This is a genomic window from Actinoplanes italicus (assembly GCF_003001815.1).
Lineage (GTDB): Bacteria > Actinomycetota > Actinomycetes > Mycobacteriales > Micromonosporaceae > Actinoplanes > Actinoplanes italicus.
Genome location: NZ_PVMZ01000005.1, coordinates 74,012 through 90,790, shown reverse-complemented (window position 1 = coordinate 90,790; position 16,779 = coordinate 74,012). Strand labels below are relative to the sequence as shown.

Genomic DNA, 16,779 nt, shown 5'->3' with positions numbered 1-16,779 from the left:
GGCCCGTACGTTACACCTAGTCCACAGAACGGTCCATGAGGACCACCAAGCGGATCGCAGGAGGAGCGTGGCGATGACCGACAGCCCCGGCCCAGACGTCCCCCAGCACGAGTTGTCCGAGGTCGGATGCCTGGTCGCGGGTTCATGGGTGACCACCGGGACACGCCGCGACCGCGTCGGCCCGTGGCACCGCACCGTCGTGTCCACCGCCCGCCAGGCCGACGACCACGACGTCGACACCGCCCTGCGCTACGCCCGCGCCGCCGCCAAGCCGGTCGCGCGCATGTCACCGGCGGCCCGCGCGCAGATCCTCGACCGCGCCGCTGCCGAGGCACTGCGCCGCCGCGACGAACTGGCCCGCCTGCTCGCCTTCGAACTCGGCAAACCGGTCCGCGACGGACTCGGCGAGATCGACCGGGTTGCCGACACCTTCGCCGTGTCGGCGGCCGAGGCCCGGCGCGTCGGCGGTGAGGTGCTGCCGGTCGCCGGCTGGGCCCGCGGCGTCGGCAACACCGCCTTCACCTACCGTGCCCCGGTCGGCGTCGCCCTGGCGATCACCCCGTTCAACGCCCCCGCCAACCTGCTGGCCCACAAGCTCGCCGCCTCGTTCGCGGCCGGCAACACCACCATCGTCAAACCGCCGCCGCAGGCACCGGCGTCGTCGGTGGCCGTCGTGCGGCTGCTGCTCGACTGCGGGATGCCGGTCGAGGCGGTTCAGGTTCTGCACGGCGGCGCGGGCGTCGGTTCGGCGCTCAGCGCGGCACCGGAGATCGGCGTCATCAGTTTCACCGGCAGCCCGGCCACCGGCGCTGCCGTGGCCCGCGCGGCGGGCGCGAAACGCCTGGTCATGGAACTCGGCGGCAACGCGGCCACCATCGTCTGCGACGACGCCGACCTGGCCACGGCCGCGAGTGTCTGCGCCGCGACCGGCTACAGCAACTCCGGGCAGAGCTGCATCTCCGTGCAGCGCGTCTACGTCGACCGGCGCCGCTACGACGAGTTCCTCGGCCTGTTCACCGAAGCGGTCCGCAAACTGCGTGTCGGCGACCCCCTCGACCCGGCCACGGCCGTCGGCTCGATGGTCGACGACGACGCCGCCGAACGCGTGGTCAGCTGGGCCCGCGAGGCCGCCGCCGGTGGGGCCACCATCACCACCGGCGGCGACCGCGACGGTGCCGTCGTCACCCCGACCGTCGTGGCCGCCCCGCCACCGGACGCCCGGCTGATCCGCGACGAGGTGTTCGGCGCCGTCGTCAGCGTGACGCCGTTCGACGACTTCGACACCGTCATCGCCACCTGCAACGACAGCCGGTACGGGCTGCAGGCCGGACTGTTCACCCACGATGTCCGCCGGATCGTCACCGCCTGGCGCGAACTGGAGGTCGGCGGCCTGATCGTCAACGGCTCCTCGAACTTCCGCCTCGACCACATCCCGTTCGGCGGCGTCAAGGACTCCGGCTTCGGACGGGAGTCACCCCGCTGGATGATCGACGACTACACCGTGGAGAAGACGCTGATGCTGCGCGGACTGTCGCTGTTCGGGGACCGGGAGGACGCCCGATGAGCGTCGGCGAGATCGAGACGACGGCGACGGTCACCGCGGCCGAGGCGATGGTGACGCAACTCGAGTCGTACGGCGTCGAGTACGTCTTCGGCACCTGCGGGCACACCAACATCGCGCTGCTCGACGCGATCGGCCGTAGTTCGATCCGGTTCGTCATCGCCCGCCACGAGCAGGCGGCCGCCCACGCCGCCGACGGCTACGCCCGCGCGACCGGCCGTACCGGCGTGGTGCTTCTTCATGTCGGACCCGGCATGACCAACGCCGTGACCGGGGTGATGACCGCCGCGCTCGACTCCGTGCCGCTGGTCGCCATCGCCGGCGACATCCCGTCCTACTACCACGGCCGGCACCCGCACCAGGAGGTGAACCTGCACGCCGACGCCGACCAGACGGCCATCTACCGGCCGTTCGTCAAACGGGCCTGGCAGGTGCACCGGGCCGCCGACCTGGCCCGCTTCACCGAACGCGCCTTCTGGACCGCGGCGTCCGGCCGTCCCGGCGCGGTGCTGCTCAGCGTGCCGATGGACCACTTCTCCCGGCCGGTGGCGGCGGACACGGGTCACGCGTACCCGCTTGCCGTCGCCGAACGCCCGGATCTGCCCGCCGACGTCGCCGCCCGCATCGCCGACCTGCTGCTGCAGGCCCGGCGCCCACTGGTCTACATCGGCGGCGGGCTGCGCCGCGGCCCGGGCCTGGACGCGCTGCGCTCGCTGGTCGAACACCTCGACATCCCGGTCGTGCATTCGCTGATGGCCAAGGGCACCCTGCCCGACGATCATCCGCTACTGCTCGGCATGCCCGGCTTCTGGGGCCTGGAGATGACCAACCGGTACACCCGCGAGGCCGACGTGGTCCTGGCCTGCGCGACCCGGTTCGCCGAGACCGACGCCAGCTCCTGGGACCGCCGCTACACCTGGCAGTTCCCGCCCGGCAAGCTGATCCAGATCGACATCGACGCGGCCGAGATCGGCCGCAACTTCCCGGTCGAGATCGGAGCCGTCGCCGATGTCGGCCGCGCGGTGCACGCCGTCGACCAGGCGGTACGCGCCCGGCAGTCCCAGCCACGGCAGCGGGCCGGACTGCGCGACACCATCACCGCGGCCCGCCGCAGCCTGTTCGCCGACAGCCGCGGACGCGGTGCGAGCGACAACTTCCCGTTGCGCCCCGAACGCATCCTGACCGACCTGCGGGCGATCCTGCCCGCCGACGCGGTCCTGGTCACCGACGTGGGCTGGAACAAGAACGGCGTCGCCCAGTGCTACGAACTGCCCGCCGACGGCCGGTTCATCACCCCGGGCGGCGCCTCCACCATGGGCTTCGGGCCCGCCGCGGCGGTCGGTGTGCAGATCGCCGATCCGGACCGCACCGTGGTGGCCCTGATCGGCGACGGTGGCATGGGCGCCCAGCTGCCGGCCCTGCCGATGGCCGTCGAACAGGGCGCCCCGGTGATCTTCGTGGTGATGAACAACCGCTCCCACGGCACCATCAGCGACCTACAGGCCGCGAACTTCGGGCGCAGCTACGGCTGTGACTTCACCGGGCCCGACGGTGCCGCCTACAGCCCCGACTTCGCCGCCCTCGGCCGCGCCTGCGGGGCCGACGGCTACTCCGTGACCAGTGCCGGCGGCTTCAGCGAGGCGCTGCGTGCGGCGCTCGCCGCCCGCCGGCCCGCGGTGATCGACGTTCCGATGGTCAACGAGCCGGTGCCCACCCCCGGGCACTGGAACATCAAGGACATCTACCAGGGGGTGTTCGAATGAACCGCCGAACCCTGCTCAAAGGGGCCGCTGCCGCCGCGGTGGTCCCGGCGTCCGCACCCGCGCCCGTACTCGCTCACCGGCCGCCCGGCGCCGCCGATCTGAAAGCCTTCGACACCCCCGGCGACCAGGACTTCCCCAAGGTCGGCGGCAACCTCGGCAACCAGAACTACACGGGGCTGCGGCGCATCGACCACGGCAACGTGCGGCGGCTGCGCGGCAGCTGGATGAACTCGATCGAGGGCGGCCTGCGCACCGGTAACAGCCAGAGCACCGCGGTCGCCGTCGACGGTGTCCTCTACATCGAATCCGCACTCGGCAACGTGATCGCCGTCGACGGCGTCACCGGGCAGACCCGGTGGCGTTACGAGCAGACCCGCGGCACGCTGACCCGCCGTGGTGTCGCGGTCGGCGACGGCCACGTGTTCACCAAGTCCAACGACAACTACGTCATCGCCCTCGACCGGCAGACGGGCCAGGTCGTCTGGGAGAGACAGGTCAACGGCTTCGGCAACATCGAGAAGGTCGCTGTCGTCTACCACGACGGCCTGCTGTTCTGCGGCACCAACGACGGCCCGCGCGGCGCCGCACTGGCATTGGACGCCCGCACCGGTGACCTGCTCTGGCACTTCTGGGGCACACCCGGCCCCGGCGAGTTCGGCCACGACACGTGGGAGGGCGAGTCGTGGGCCGAGGGCGGCGCGACCCCGTGGATCCATCCGGCCGTCGACCCGGAGCTGGGCCTGACGTACTGGACGTTCGGCAACGCCCGCGGCAGCAACTCGTCGCAGGACGGTTCGAACCGGGGCGGGCAGAACCTGTTCGCCAACTCGCTGGTCGCGCTCGACATGCGCACCGGCGCGTATCGCTGGCACTTCCAGTCGATCCACCACGACATCTGGGACATGGACAACGTCATGTCGCCGGTGCTGGCCGACGTACGGATCCGCGGCCGCGAGCGCAAGGTGGTCGTCTACGGCAGCAAGTCCGGCATGTTCTTCATCCTGGACCGCACCGACGGCACCGCCCCACTCGGCATCGTCGAGCGTCCCGTGCCGCAGGAACCCCGGCAGAAGACCTGGCCCACCCAGCCGTTCCCGGTCCAGGGCGGCTGGACCGAGCAGCGCGTCGTCGACCAGCCGCTCGGCACGTCGGTGCCCGGCGACCCGAACCGGGCTGTCCCCAACTACGTGCAGGGCGCCCTCTACGACCCGCACTGGGACGTGCCGATCCTGTCCATTCCCGGTCACGGTGGCGGTGCCGACTGGTCGCACCTGTCGTTCAGCCACCGCACCGGCCTGGTCTACACCGGCTACGGGTACGTGGCCGCGGCGCACTCACTGACCGAGGCGGCCAACGGGCTGCGCCCGCCCGGCGAGTACCAGACCGGTGGGATCGTCGCCGTCGACGTGAGCACGAACCGGGTGCGCTGGAAGCGGCGGATGCCGTACTCGCTGGCCCACGGCAACGGAATCCTCACCACCGCCGGTGACCTGCTGTTCATCGGCCAGCCCGACGGGAACCTGCTCGCCCTGGACGCCCGCAGCGGGCGGGAGCTGTGGCGGTTCCAGACCGGTGCGGCGATCAGCTCCAGCCCGATCATGTACCGGGCCGGCGGCAAGGAGTATCTCGCGGTCTTCGCCGGAGGGACCAGCATCCCGTACGGCAACTCGGCTCCCCGTGGCGACTTCCTGTGGGCGTTCGAGGTCGGCGGCGCGCTCGGCCCGGCGGCCACACCGCCGCCTCCGGTGATCCGCCGCCCCGTCTCGGGCGCTCCGGTCGAGGGGGCCACCGTGGCGAACACCGTGGTGATCGGCCGCACCTCGACGGGCACCACCGAGTCCTTCGGGGTGGCGAGCATGGCGCCTACGCATCTGCGGGTGCCGGTGGGCACGACCGTCACGTTCACCAACCACCCGGGCAACGCCGGCCCGCGCGGTGTCACCCAGTTCTTCGAGGGACTGTTCGACGTCACGCTGGCGCCGGGGGAGTCGTTCATGTACACGTTCGGCCGGGCCGGGGAGTACTTCTTCAACGATCCGGCCAGTCCACGGTCCACCGGCAAGGTCGAGGTCTACCTGCCGTGAGCGGGCCGTTGTTCATCCTCAACGGGCCGAACCTGAACATGCTCGGCCGGCGCGAACCGGACCTGTACGGGCCCGTCACCCTCGCCGAGATCCGCAAGCGGTGCGAGGCACTGGCCGCCGAGCTGGACTTCGAGCTGTTCTTCGGCCAGTCCAACGCCGAAGGCCAGCTGATCGACTGGGTGCACCAGGCGTACGAAGCCGAGGCGGCCGTCATCATCAACCCGGCCGGGCTGTCCACCACGTCGGTCGCCCTCTACGACGCGCTGCGCATGCTGGCCGAGCCGATCGTCGAGGTGCATCTGACGAACGTGTTCGGCCGGGAGCCGCTCTACCGCAACCTGCTGACCGCGGGCGCGTCCTGGGGTTTCCTGGCCGGGTTCGGTGCGGACGTGTACGAACTCGGGATGCGCGGGCTGGCCGGCCGGCGATGAGGGTGGGAATCCTCGGCTGCGGCCGGATCGCCCGCAACCACGTGGCGGCACTGCGGGCCGTGGACGGGGTCGAGGTGGCCGCCGTCGCCGACACGGTGCCGGGCCGGGCGCACGCCTTCGCGGACGCGCACGGCATCCCGTACGCCTCCGAAGACGTTGATCTCCTGTTGGAAAGCGGCCTGGACGCGGTGACCGTCTGCACGCCGCATGCCGCCCACGAGGCCGGGGTGCTCGCGGCCGCGCGTCACGGCGTCCACGTGCTGTGCGAGAAACCGATCGCCGTCGACCTGGCTCAGGCGCACCGGATGATCGCGGCCGCCGGTGACGCCGGGATCCGGTTCGGGGTGGTCTTTCAGCGCCGGTTCTGGCCGGCGGCGCAGCGGATCCGGGCCGCCCTCGACGACGGCAGGCTCGGCACGCTCACCGCCGGCGGGATCGTGGCGCGGCTGAACCGCGACGCCGCCTACTACGCCGAACCGGGCCGCGGCACCCGGGCAGCCGAGGGCGGTGGCGTGCTGATCACCCAGGTGATCCACCACATCGACCTGCTGCAGTGGTATCTGGGCCGGGCCCGCCGGGTGACCGGCCACTGCGCCACGCTCGTGCACGGTGGCGTCATCGACGTGGAGGACACCGCGGGCGCGCTGATCGAGTTCGCCTCGGGTGCGATCGCCACCGTGCAGGCTGCTACGACGTTCCGGCCCGGCCTGGGCATCCAGGTGTGGGTGTCGGACGCGGACGGTCACACGGCGGGGCTGACCGAGTATCCCGAGGGCGTCGGCTTCACCGACGTGTGGACGGTGCCCGGGCCGCCCGAACCCGTGCACGCCTACGAGCCGGGCAGCGGGCCCGACCTGACGCTGCCGGCCATCCACGATCATCTGGCGCCGTATCACGCCCGGCAGATCGCTGATTTCGTCGCGGCCGTACGTGAGGACCGCGAACCGGCGGTCACCGGCCGTGACGCGGTGCACGCTCTCGAGATCGTCGAGGCGGTGTACGCGTCGTCGCGTACCGGCACGACGGTCGTGCTGTGACGAGCGGGTCAGGCGGGCGTGCCGAACGGCCGGTCGAAACCCCGCTCGGACATCTGCCGGGCCATCGTCTTCAGGTCGTCGGCGAACTCGGCGACCCGGTCGGGGGTGAACCGGATCGACGGCCCGCTCAGCGCCAGTGCCGCGACGACGCCGCCGGAGCGGCCGAGGACCGGGGCTGCGACCGCCGACAGCCCGGCCTCGCGTTCGCCATGGCTCTCGCCGTATCCGGCGACGGCGGCAGCGTCGATCCACTCGCGCATGACGCCGGCGTGGCCGGGGCCGTGCGGGGAGCCCTTGGCGATGCGTTCCAGCAGGCCGGGGGAGGCGTCGCGCAGCAGCACCTTGGACGAGGCGCCGGCCCACATCGGCAGTTCGTCGCCGACGCGGACGACGTGCCGCAGCGGTTGCGGGCTCTCCTGCTGGGCGACGCAGACCCGGTAGATGTCGCGGGCGACATACAGGTTGACGGTCTCGCGCTGGCGGGTGGCCAGCTCGCGCATGCCGGTCTGGGTCTCCGGTGGCAGTTCCCAGCTCTTGCGGGCCAGGTGCGCCCACCGCCACAGGCCGGGCCCGGCCATGTAGCCGTTCGTGGTGGCCCAGAGCAGGCCGTTGTGCTCCAGTGTCGACACGAGTCGCAGCACGGTCGTCTTGGCGAGCCCGGTCGCCTCGACGATGTCGCGGACCGAGACGATGGGCCGGTCGTCGGTCAGCAGGCCGAGAATCCCGAGCGCACGCTGCACGCTGCGCACCCCCTGCTGGTCGACGGCCTCCGGCGACTCCACAGATCCCACACTCCTCGCGTCGGCTTTGTCCGGCCGCAGACCATCCTGCCGTGTCGCCCCGATCCTCCCGCCCCCGGCCCGGATTCACACATCCGTAACGGTCGGGACTCGAACTCTTGCCAGAACAACAGGTCGCCCGTACGTTACACGCAGTCCACACAGCGGTCCATATGGTCCGACTAGTGGTCCATTGAGCGGACGGAGGGCTTTCGTTGACTAGGGAAGGCTGGCGTGAACCGGCGGTCCTGCGCGCCTGGGGGTCGGTCGAGTTGTGGATCGCCGTCGTGGCACTCGCCGTGATCTTCGTGAGCGTGCTGTGGCAGGTGGTCAGCCGCTTCGTCCCCGCACTCAACTGGCCCGGCGTGGGTGAGCTGGCGAGCTACTCGCTGATCGTCCTGACCTTCATCATGGTCGGCTACCTGATCGGCAACAACGGCCACATCGCCATCCAGATCATCGATTACCTGGTCAAAGGCCGGGCGTTCGCGGTCGTCAAGGCGGTGTCCGCGGCGTGCACGGCGGTGATCTGCGCGATGCTCGTCTGGGAGGCCTACCACCTGATCGTGGCGTACTCCGGCCGCCGTACCGCCGCACTCGGCATCCCGATCGGGATCCTGTACGCCGTACCGCTGATCGGATTCGCCTCCGGCGCCATCCGTGCCGTGGTCCGGATCTTCGCCGCCGGCCACGAGGATGTCCCGTTCGACGCGGCGGAGGCGAGATGATCCTCGAACTGTGGATGGTCGGCGTCGCGATCGCCGTGCTGCTGTTCATCCGGGTTCCGGTCGGGCTCGCCTTCATCGGACCCAGCCTTTGGTACGCCCTGGCCGACGGCCGGTCCGCCGGGTTCGCGCTCAAGACCACCTTCGACGGTCTCAACAGTTTCCCGCTGCTGGCCGTGCCACTGTTCATCCTCGTCGGCGTGCTGGCCAACCGGCTCGGCATCGCCGACCGGCTCTACGAGTTCTGCCTGGCCGCCCTGGGCCGGCTGCGCGGCAACCTGGCCTACGTCAACGTCGGCTCCGCGGTCGGCTTCTCCTGGATGAGCGGCTCCGCGCTCGCCGACGTCGCCGGCCTCGGCAAGATGCAGATCCCGCAGATGGTCAAGGCCGGCTACCCGCACGGCTTCGCGTCCGGGCTCACCGCCGCGTCGTCGCTGATCAGCCCGGTCATGCCGCCGAGCATCCCGGCCGTCATCTACGCGGCCACCGCGACCGTCTCCACCGGCGCGCTGTTCGCCGCCTCGGTGCTACCCGCCTTCGCCATGGCCATCGGCCTGTGCGTCTACATCTTCATCTGGACCGCGCGCCGCCCCCAGTTCACCTCGGTGCCGTTCGACCGGGCCCGGTTCACCCGGGCCTCCGTCGGTGCGGTCGGCCCGCTGCTCACCCCGGTCATCCTGCTGGGCGGCATCCTCTCCGGGACATTCACGCCGACCGAGGCGGCGTCGGTCGCGGTCCTCTACATGCTGATTCTCGGCGTGTTCTACCGGACGGCCCGGCTGCGCGTGCTGGTGCAGGCCGCCCGGGAGACCGCGGTCATCACCGGCGGCATCATGCTCATCCTCGGCGCCGCCGCCCTGCTCGGGCTGATCCTCACCCGGGCCCACGTGTCCCGCGACGTCGCCGAGTTCCTCACCGGCGTGTCCAGCAACCCGTGGGTCTTCATGATCCTGGTGAACCTCATCCTGCTGGTGCTCGGCTGCCTGATCGACGCCACCGCGATCATCCTCGTGACGGTGCCGGTCCTGCTGCCGATCGCGATCGAGTTCGGCATCGACCCGATCTACTTCGGTGTCGTCATGATCATCAACTTGATGATCGGGCTGCTCACCCCACCGGTCGGCAGCGTCCTCTACATCACCAGCTCGGTCACCGGAAAACCGGTCGACGTCATCTTCCGTGGCGTCGCGCCGTTCCTCGTACCGCTGCTGCTGGTCCTGATCGTCGTCACCGCACTTCCCGGTGTCGTGCTGTGGCTGCCCAACCTGCTCGGATTCTGAGATTCGGGAGAAAGTCATGAGAAGACTAGCCGTCGCCCTGACGTTCGTTCTGCTCGCCGCCGGATGCACCACCGCCGGCAACACCCCCGCCCCGGAAGGCGCGAACCCCACCCTCGCCCTCAAGATCGGCAGCTCCCAGCCGGAGACCCAACCGAACTTCCACTGCGGCATGAAGCTGCTCAAGGAACGCATCGAGGCCCAGGCGGAGCTCAACCTCACCATCGACATGTTCCCCAACAGCCAGCTCGGACCGGACGCCGAACGCTTCGCCGGCGTGCAGAGCGGTGACATCGACATCGACCTGCAGGGCGGCTCGGCCATGTCGACCGCCTTCCCGAAGATCGGCGTGCTGGACGCCGCCTACGCCTTCAACGACATCGACCACTTCTTCAAATGGGTCGACCAGAACGGCAAGGACTTCTTCACCGAGTTCAACACGGCCACGAACACCACCATCCTGGACGCCTGGTACTTCGGCATGCGGACCTTCACCGCCACCAAGCCGATCCGCAAACCCGAGGACCTGGCCGGCCTGAAGATCCGGTTCCCGAACACCCCGCAGTTCCTGGCCAACGCCGAGGCGCTCGGCGCCAACGCGGTCGCCATCGCCGTCGAGGAGCTGTACCTCGCCCTGCAGCAGGGCGTCGCCCAGGGCCAGGAGAACCCGGTCGTGGCCACCCACGCCCAGAAGTTCGACGAGATCCTCAAATCCGCCAGCCTCACCAACCACCAGGTCGGCGTGCACTTCGTGGTGGTCTCCGACAAGACCCTCGACAAGATGAGCCAGCCGCAGAAGGACGCGCTCACCAAGGCCGTCCACGACATCCGCGCCGAGAACCGCAAATGCGTCGACGACGAGACCGAGAAGGTCCTCACCGGCTGGCGCGCCGACTCCACCCGTACCGTCGTGGAGATCGACCAGATCGACCGGGCCGCCTTCATCGGCAAGGCCGAGGCGTTCTTCAACAAGCACTACACCGGCGACAACCTGAAGCTCTACCAGAGCATCCGGGCATCCGCCTGATGGGTCACGTGCTGATCGGACTGGTCGGTGCCGGCATCGGCCAGTCCCACTCCCCGCTGCTGCACCAGCACGAGGCCGCCCGGCACGGGATCCGTCTGCTCTACACCACCATCGACTCCCACGACCTCGGCCTGAACGCCGACGACCTTCCCGGTCTGCTGCGCTGGGCCCGCCTGCTCGGCTACCGCGGGCTCAACGTCACCCACCCGTTCAAGCAGAGCATCGTCGGCCACCTCGACGACCTGTCGGCCGAGGCACGGCTGCTCGGCGCGGTCAACACCGTCGTCTTCGACGACCGGACCACCAAGGGCCACAACACCGATGGGTACGGCTTCCGCACGAGCTTCGCCGAACACTTCCCGCACGCGCCGCGCGAGCACGTCGTACAGCTCGGCGCGGGTGGGGCCGGCTCCGCCGTCGCGCACGCCATGCTCGCCCTCGGCGCGGCCCGGCTCACGATCGTCGACGTGGACCCCGACCGCGCCGACATCCTCACCCGCACCCTCGCGGCCAGGTTCGGCTCCGCACGCGTGACCACCGGCGTCCCCGGCGAGCAGAGCGATCTGCTCGCCGGCGCCGACGGCGTCATCAACGCCACCCCGACCGGCATGGCCCACCACCCCGGAACCCCCGTCGACCCCGCCGACCTGCGGCCCGGACTGTGGGTCGCCGACCTCGTCTACCGCCCCGCCGACACCGAACTGCTCAAGGCCGCCCGCGCCGCCGGCGCACCGACCCTGCCCGGCGCGCCGATGAGCGTCCACCAGGCCGTCGCCGCGTTCGAACTGTTCACCGGCGTGCCCGCCGACCCCGGCGCGATGCTCGCCGACTCCGCCGAACTGCTGCGCACCGGCGGCTGAACCGATGTGGAGCGCGGCGCCGTTCGTGTTGCTCCTGGCCGCCGTCGCGCTGCTCGAGGTGTTCGCGGCCGACTGGTGGGGCCGCCTGAGGAACAAGGTGCTGGTGGTCGCGGCGCTCGCGGTGCCGGCCACGGTCCACCTGCTCACGACCGGGCAGGCTGAGGCGCTCACCCACTCGATCGCCGAGTACGTGTCCTTCCTGTCCCTGCTCGCCGCCCTGTTCGTCATCTCCGGCGGCATCGAGATCCGCGGCTCGCTCGCCGGCACACCCCTGGCCAACGCCGGCATGCTCGCCATCGGGGCGGTGCTGGCCAACGTCATCGGCACCACCGGCGCCGCCATGCTGCTCATCCGACCGTTCCTGCGTGCCAACGCGCGACGCCGTACCCGCGCACATCTGGTCGTGTTCTTCATCCTGATCGTCGCCAACGCGGGTGGCCTGCTCACCCCGATCGGTGACCCGCCCCTCTATCTCGGGTTCCTCAAAGGGGTGCCGTTCGACTGGACGCTGCGGCTCTGGGGACCGTGGCTGTTCGTCAACGGCACCCTCCTCCTGCTGTTCAACCTGATCGACCAGTTCCTCGTCAACCGCGAGGAGCGGAGCGACCGCGCCACCGGACTGATGGACCAGCTCATCGCCCACCAGCCGCTGCACGTCGCCGGGAAGCGCAACCTGCCGCTGCTGGCCGCGGTCGTCGCTGTACTCCTGGTCAAAGGCACCCACCCCGTGCCGTTCGGGGTGCCGGAGGCGGCGCTCGGCGCGATCGGCTACCTGTCCTACCGGCTCACACCCCGCGCCGTCCACGACGGAAACCACTTCACGTTCGGCCCGATCGCGTCGGTCGCCGTCATCTTCGCCGGGATCTTCGTCACCATGACCCAGCCGTTGCTACTGCTCAACACCCACGCCGCCGACATCGGGCTACACCAGCCCTGGCAGTACTTCTGGGCCTCCGGGGCGCTGTCGTCGACGCTCGACAACGCGCCCACCTACCTCGCCTTCACCTCCGTCGCTGCAGGTCAGCTCGGCATCGGCGTCGACGACCCGAAGTATCTCGCCGCCCTTGTCGCCGCCCCGACCGGAAACGAACTCCTGGCCGCCATCGCGTGCGGCGCCGTGATGATGGGCTCGCTGACCTACATCGGCAACGGGCCCAACCTGATGGTCAAGGAAGTCGCCGAGCACCGCGGCGTACCCATGCCGCACTTCTTCGCCTACGCCGCCACCGCGACGCTGCTCATGCTGCCGGTGCTGACGGCCACCACGTTCCTGTTCTTCCGCTGACTCATAGGGAGGCCGGCATGTTCCAGCAGATCCGAGCACGATCCCTGGCACTCGTCACGGCGGCACTCGCGGCGCTGCCGGCGGCGGTCGCCCACGCGGCACCACCGCTCGCGTCCGTTCCCGTCCCGGCGGTCACCGGGCCGATCCCGTCCGTGGTCGGCAGCGACTGGACGTTCTTCTCCACCGACCTCGACCTGGCCGCCCGCGGATACGTGGAGCAGGAGTACTTCTACAGCGGCGAGGCCAACGTCTACGACGCGACCGTGGCACCCGGCATCGGCGCCCGGCCGACACCCTCACCGACCGCGAACATCGTCTCCGCCGGTCACCCGTACCGGACCCGGATGGTGGTCCGCCGTCCCGCCCGGCCGGCCGCGTTCAACGGCACCGTCGTCGTCGAATGGCTCAACGCGACCAGCCAGTACGACGTCGAGGCCCTCTGGTTCCGCACTCACGAGTTCCTGCTCCGCGACGGCTACGCGTGGGTCGGCATCACCGCGCAGAGCGCCCCGATCACCAACCCGGTCCTGGGCCTCAAGGCCTTCAATCCTCTGCGGTACGGCGAACTCGACCTCACCGGCGGCGGCGCCCTCACCACCGGTGACCCCCTGTCGTTCGACGTCTACGCACAGGGCCTGCAGGCCGTACGCAAGTCGGGTGTTCTCGGTGGTCTGCAACCGCGGATCCGCACCGTGATCGCCGCCGGGGTGTCGCAGTCCGCCGGCCGGGTCTCGGTGTTCGCCAACGCGATCCAGCCCCGCACCCGCCCGGTGGCCGACGCCGCCCTGCTGTACGTCGGCGGCGAGCGGCTGCGCGACGACCTCACCATGCCCGTGTTCAAGGTGCTGTCCGAGACCGAGTTCGCCTCCCCGCCCAACTCCGGCGCCAACGAGATCAGCTCGCTGCAGCCCGACACCGGCCGGATGCGTACCTGGGCCGTGGCCGGCACGTCGCACTCCGACTGGGCGTCGTTCGCCGTGCGTTACGCCCTGCTGCAACGCGACCAGCCGACCGCATCGTTGCGGGACAACTGCTTGCGGCCCAGCCGCAGCCGCATCCCGGACCGCTACACCCTTTCGGCGTCGATCGATCACCTGGCCCGATGGGCACGGCACCGGTCCGCGCCACCCGTCGCGCCGCTGATCTCCCTGGGCGCCGACGGCCTGACCGTGCAGCGTGACCGGCACGGCAACGCGCTCGGCGGGCTGCGCCTGGCGCCGTTCCAGGTGCCGGTCGCCGTCGACACCGGGGTCAACGAGAACCCGCCCGGCGGGACCGGGCTGTGTTTCCTCAACGGAACCCACCTGCCGTTCGACCGGGCCACCCTGACTGCCCGGTATCCCGACCGGCGCACCTACCTGCGGCAGTTCACCGCGGCGGTCCACGACAACCTGCGCGACGGGCACGTGCTGGCCGCCGACGCCCGCGAGATGCTCGCCGACGCGGGGGCGTCCCTGGCCGGCCGTGACCTGGAGTGCGTGGAGCTGTGTGCCAACGTGGCGCAGTTCCCGATCCAGCCGTCCACCCAGCTGCTGCGCGACCACACGGCGTTCCTCTACGCGCGTGGCGGCGACCGGCTGCTGCACAGCCTGGACCGGGCGACCCTCGCCGTGGCGCGCGGCCAGACCGACCCGGCCCACCGGGCGCTGCATTACGCGCAGGCCGTACGGTGGCTGGACGCCTACCGCGGCCAGCTCGCCCAGCTGCATCGCAGGGGAGCGGTGACCGGCGGCCAGGCCGCGCTCCTCGACGGCTACGCCGCCACGCTGATCGAGCGGCTCTCCGGTTCTTGACGCCACGATGTCCCGGACCGCGGGTCACCGCACGCGAATCGCGTGGTGACCCGCGGTCCGATCCACCGCAACTCGCTACGCCGCCCTGCAGCGTGGTGATCTACGCCCACTGGCGAGCCGCAGGTCACCACGGGTGGCGGTCCGGTCCGCAGTGTGGTGATCTGTGCCCACCGGCGAGCCGGGAGTCACCACCCGTTTTCAAGCCCGCGCCTGCGTGGTGACCTACGCCCACTGGCGAGCCGCAGGTCACCACGGGTGGCGGTCCGGTCCGCAGTGTGGTGACCTGCGCCCACCGGTAGACCGCAAGTCACCACGCGTCCGCGGTCCGGTCCGCAGTGTGGTGGCCTGTGCCCACCGGCGAGCCGGGAGTCACCACCCGTTTTCAAGCCCGCGCCTGCGTGGTGACCTACGCCCACTGGCGAGCCGCAGGTCACCACGGGTGGCGGTCCGGTCCGCAGTGTGGTGACCTGCGCCCACCGGTAGACCGCAAGTCACCACGCGTCCGCGTGCCTGGCCGCAGTGTGGTGGCCTGTGCCCACTGGCGAGCCGGGAGTCACCACGCGTCCGCGTGTCGGCGCCGGCGTGGTGATCTGTGCCCACTGGCGAGCCGCAGGTCACCACGGGTGGCGGTCCGGTCCGCAGTGTGGTGACCTGCGCCCACCGGTAGACCGCAAGTCACCACGTCAGTGGCATTGCCTGCGCCGGGTGGCCGCTTCGCGAGACCGTCGCCAGGGACAGCCCGCGGCCGGAACGGCGATGAGACGTCAGGGGCCGGTCAGGCCTGACGCGAGGCCAGCTGCACGACCGTGATGTCCGACGGCGCGCCGACCCGGACCGGCGGGCCCCAGGCACCGGCGCCGCGACTCACGTACAGCTGCGTGTCGCCGTACTGCTCAAGGCCCGCCAGGGTGGGGTTCGCCGCGTCGGCGATCAGCGTGGCCGGCCACATCTGGCCGCCGTGGGTGTGGCCGGACAGCTGCAGGTCGACGCCGTAGCGGACCGCGTCGTGGATCACCACCGGCTGGTGGGCCAGCAGCACCGCGGCCCGGGCCGGGTCACGATCGCCGAGCGCCTTGACGAAGTCGGGGCCCTCACCGGAGTCCTCGCCGGCGATGTCGTTGACGCCGGCAAGGTCGAAGGCGGGCATCGCGGTCCGCGCGTTCTCCAGCGGCTGCCAGCCCAGCTCACGGACCTTCTCGACCCACTCGTCGGCACCGGAGAAGTACTCGTGGTTGCCGGTGACGAAGAACGTGCCGTGCCGCGAGCGCAACCCGCGCAGCGGTTCGACCGAGTCGGCGAGCTCGTCGACGTCGCCGTCGACGAGGTCACCGACGACCGCGATCAGGTCCGGCTGGGTGGAGTTGATCGTGTCGGTGACCCGCTGCGCGAAACCGCGGCCCAGAATGGCGCTCAGGTGCACGTCGCTGACCACGGCGATCCGGAAACCGTGGGCGCTGCGCGGCAGTTTCGCCAGCGGCACGGTCACCCGCTTGATCGACGGGCCGTTCAGGGTGGTCACCGTGCCGTAGCCGACGGTGCCGAGGGCGGCCGCGGCGGCGGCTCCGCCGACCACCCGCGAGACGAACATGCGGCGCGACAGGGCGGGCGGTCCGGCGGCGGGTTCGTCGTCTTCCTTCTCGACCTCGGGTGTACGGGTGACGCCCTCCGCCCCGGCCATCACCGGCACAGGCACGGGTTCGGCGGCGCGGCTCTTGAGCAGCCGGGTCAGCAGCGGGCGGACCACCTCGCCGGCCAGCACCGCGAGCAGCAGGTAAAGGAAGACCGCCATCCACATGTAGCCGGGCCAGGCCAGCACGGTCTTCACCGCGAGCGGCACCGGCAGCGACTCGCCGGTCATCGCCACCACGGCCAGCACCGGCGCCGCGACGAACAGCGCGGTCCCCGCCCGCCGCCACCGGGTACCGGGCACGGTGGTGTCCGCCACCAGCCGCCGCCACAGGTACCAGTTCAGCGCGCCGAACACGGCCAGGACGAGAACTGCCGCCAGTACGGCGATAACGATCATGATGGGGTGCGGTCCTTCGCTCGACTGCGGGCGAAGCTATCAGCGGCTCGCTGTCGAAACCCTGAGAACCACCACTCGTAGCGTTGGTCACACCCGTCCGGCATCACGGAAACCCGCTACGTAGTGAAGAT

The 16,779-nt window shown here is 70.7% G+C and carries 13 protein-coding genes; 11 read left to right on the top strand and 2 right to left on the bottom strand.

Annotated features, from left to right (window positions below; translation table 11 throughout):
• Positions 1 to 73 precede the first annotated feature (73 nt).
• From CLV67_RS14285 to CLV67_RS14265, 5 genes are read left to right on the top strand one after another with little or no spacing between them, the layout of a single operon-like run.
• Positions 74 to 1,564, top strand: coding sequence for an aldehyde dehydrogenase family protein (locus tag CLV67_RS14285; protein WP_106318400.1), 1,491 nt, complete (start codon positions 74 to 76; stop codon positions 1,562 to 1,564).
• Positions 1,561 to 3,324 carry a thiamine pyrophosphate-binding protein gene (locus tag CLV67_RS14280; protein WP_106318398.1) on the top strand — a complete coding sequence of 588 codons (1,764 nt, stop codon included), beginning with the start codon at positions 1,561 to 1,563 and terminating at the stop codon, positions 3,322 to 3,324. The genes CLV67_RS14285 and CLV67_RS14280 overlap by 4 nt, the downstream gene beginning before the upstream one ends.
• Positions 3,321 to 5,408: an outer membrane protein assembly factor BamB family protein gene (locus CLV67_RS14275; RefSeq protein WP_106318396.1), complete on the top strand. Its 2,088-nt coding sequence runs from the start codon at positions 3,321 to 3,323 to the stop codon at positions 5,406 to 5,408. The genes CLV67_RS14280 and CLV67_RS14275 overlap by 4 nt, the downstream gene beginning before the upstream one ends.
• Positions 5,405 to 5,839 carry a type II 3-dehydroquinate dehydratase gene (locus tag CLV67_RS14270; protein WP_106318394.1) on the top strand — a complete coding sequence of 145 codons (435 nt, stop codon included), beginning with the start codon at positions 5,405 to 5,407 and terminating at the stop codon, positions 5,837 to 5,839. The genes CLV67_RS14275 and CLV67_RS14270 overlap by 4 nt, the downstream gene beginning before the upstream one ends.
• Complete coding sequence (locus CLV67_RS14265; RefSeq protein ID WP_106318392.1) at positions 5,836 to 6,876, top strand: Gfo/Idh/MocA family protein; 1,041 nt, start codon at positions 5,836 to 5,838, stop codon at positions 6,874 to 6,876. The genes CLV67_RS14270 and CLV67_RS14265 overlap by 4 nt, the downstream gene beginning before the upstream one ends.
• Before the next feature lie 8 nt (positions 6,877 to 6,884).
• Here CLV67_RS14265 and CLV67_RS14260 read toward each other — a convergent pair whose 3' ends face one another.
• Entirely contained in the window at positions 6,885 to 7,658 is a 774-nt protein-coding gene (locus CLV67_RS14260) for an IclR family transcriptional regulator (protein ID WP_203737009.1), read from the bottom strand.
• A 212-nt stretch (positions 7,659 to 7,870) separates the two neighbouring features.
• On the opposite strand from CLV67_RS14260, the gene CLV67_RS14255 reads away from it, so the two are divergent.
• The 6 genes from CLV67_RS14255 to CLV67_RS14230 are packed head-to-tail and all read left to right on the top strand — an operon-like array spanning position 7,871 to position 14,622.
• Complete coding sequence (locus CLV67_RS14255) at positions 7,871 to 8,383, top strand: TRAP transporter small permease (RefSeq protein ID WP_106318390.1); 513 nt, start codon at positions 7,871 to 7,873, stop codon at positions 8,381 to 8,383.
• Positions 8,380 to 9,660: a TRAP transporter large permease gene (locus tag CLV67_RS14250; protein WP_106318388.1), complete on the top strand. Its 1,281-nt coding sequence runs from the start codon at positions 8,380 to 8,382 to the stop codon at positions 9,658 to 9,660. The genes CLV67_RS14255 and CLV67_RS14250 overlap by 4 nt, the downstream gene beginning before the upstream one ends.
• A gap of 16 nt (positions 9,661 to 9,676) precedes the next feature.
• The gene (locus CLV67_RS14245; protein ID WP_106318386.1) at positions 9,677 to 10,684 is read left to right on the top strand and encodes a DctP family TRAP transporter solute-binding subunit; all 1,008 of its coding nucleotides are present in this window, start codon (positions 9,677 to 9,679) and stop codon (positions 10,682 to 10,684) included.
• Positions 10,684 to 11,544: a shikimate dehydrogenase gene (locus tag CLV67_RS14240; protein ID WP_106318384.1), complete on the top strand. Its 861-nt coding sequence runs from the start codon at positions 10,684 to 10,686 to the stop codon at positions 11,542 to 11,544. Before CLV67_RS14245 ends, CLV67_RS14240 begins: the two co-directional genes overlap by 1 nt.
• Positions 11,545 to 11,548: 4 nt before the next feature.
• The gene (locus CLV67_RS14235) at positions 11,549 to 12,829 is read left to right on the top strand and encodes a sodium:proton antiporter (protein ID WP_106318382.1); all 1,281 of its coding nucleotides are present in this window, start codon (positions 11,549 to 11,551) and stop codon (positions 12,827 to 12,829) included.
• A 17-nt stretch (positions 12,830 to 12,846) separates the two neighbouring features.
• Positions 12,847 to 14,622 carry an alpha/beta hydrolase domain-containing protein gene (locus CLV67_RS14230; protein WP_106318380.1) on the top strand — a complete coding sequence of 592 codons (1,776 nt, stop codon included), beginning with the start codon at positions 12,847 to 12,849 and terminating at the stop codon, positions 14,620 to 14,622.
• Between the two features lie 775 nt (positions 14,623 to 15,397).
• Here the strand turns inward: CLV67_RS14230 and CLV67_RS14225 are convergent.
• Entirely contained in the window at positions 15,398 to 16,648 is a 1,251-nt protein-coding gene (locus CLV67_RS14225; RefSeq protein WP_203737014.1) for a metallophosphoesterase, read from the bottom strand.
• Positions 16,649 to 16,779: the final 131 nt, after the last annotated feature.

Coding starts and splice junctions, on each gene's coding strand:
- CLV67_RS14250 (WP_106318388.1), top strand. CDS start 8,380: ATGATCCTCGAACTGTGGATGGTCGGCGTCGCGATCGCCGTGCTGCTG.
- CLV67_RS14275 (WP_106318396.1), top strand. CDS start 3,321: ATGAACCGCCGAACCCTGCTCAAAGGGGCCGCTGCCGCCGCGGTGGTC.
- CLV67_RS14285 (WP_106318400.1), top strand. CDS start 74: ATGACCGACAGCCCCGGCCCAGACGTCCCCCAGCACGAGTTGTCCGAG.
- CLV67_RS14230 (WP_106318380.1), top strand. CDS start 12,847: ATGTTCCAGCAGATCCGAGCACGATCCCTGGCACTCGTCACGGCGGCA.
- CLV67_RS14235 (WP_106318382.1), top strand. CDS start 11,549: ATGTGGAGCGCGGCGCCGTTCGTGTTGCTCCTGGCCGCCGTCGCGCTG.
- CLV67_RS14225 (WP_203737014.1), bottom strand. CDS start 16,648: ATGATCGTTATCGCCGTACTGGCGGCAGTTCTCGTCCTGGCCGTGTTC.
- CLV67_RS14240 (WP_106318384.1), top strand. CDS start 10,684: ATGGGTCACGTGCTGATCGGACTGGTCGGTGCCGGCATCGGCCAGTCC.
- CLV67_RS14245 (WP_106318386.1), top strand. CDS start 9,677: ATGAGAAGACTAGCCGTCGCCCTGACGTTCGTTCTGCTCGCCGCCGGA.
- CLV67_RS14265 (WP_106318392.1), top strand. CDS start 5,836: ATGAGGGTGGGAATCCTCGGCTGCGGCCGGATCGCCCGCAACCACGTG.
- CLV67_RS14280 (WP_106318398.1), top strand. CDS start 1,561: ATGAGCGTCGGCGAGATCGAGACGACGGCGACGGTCACCGCGGCCGAG.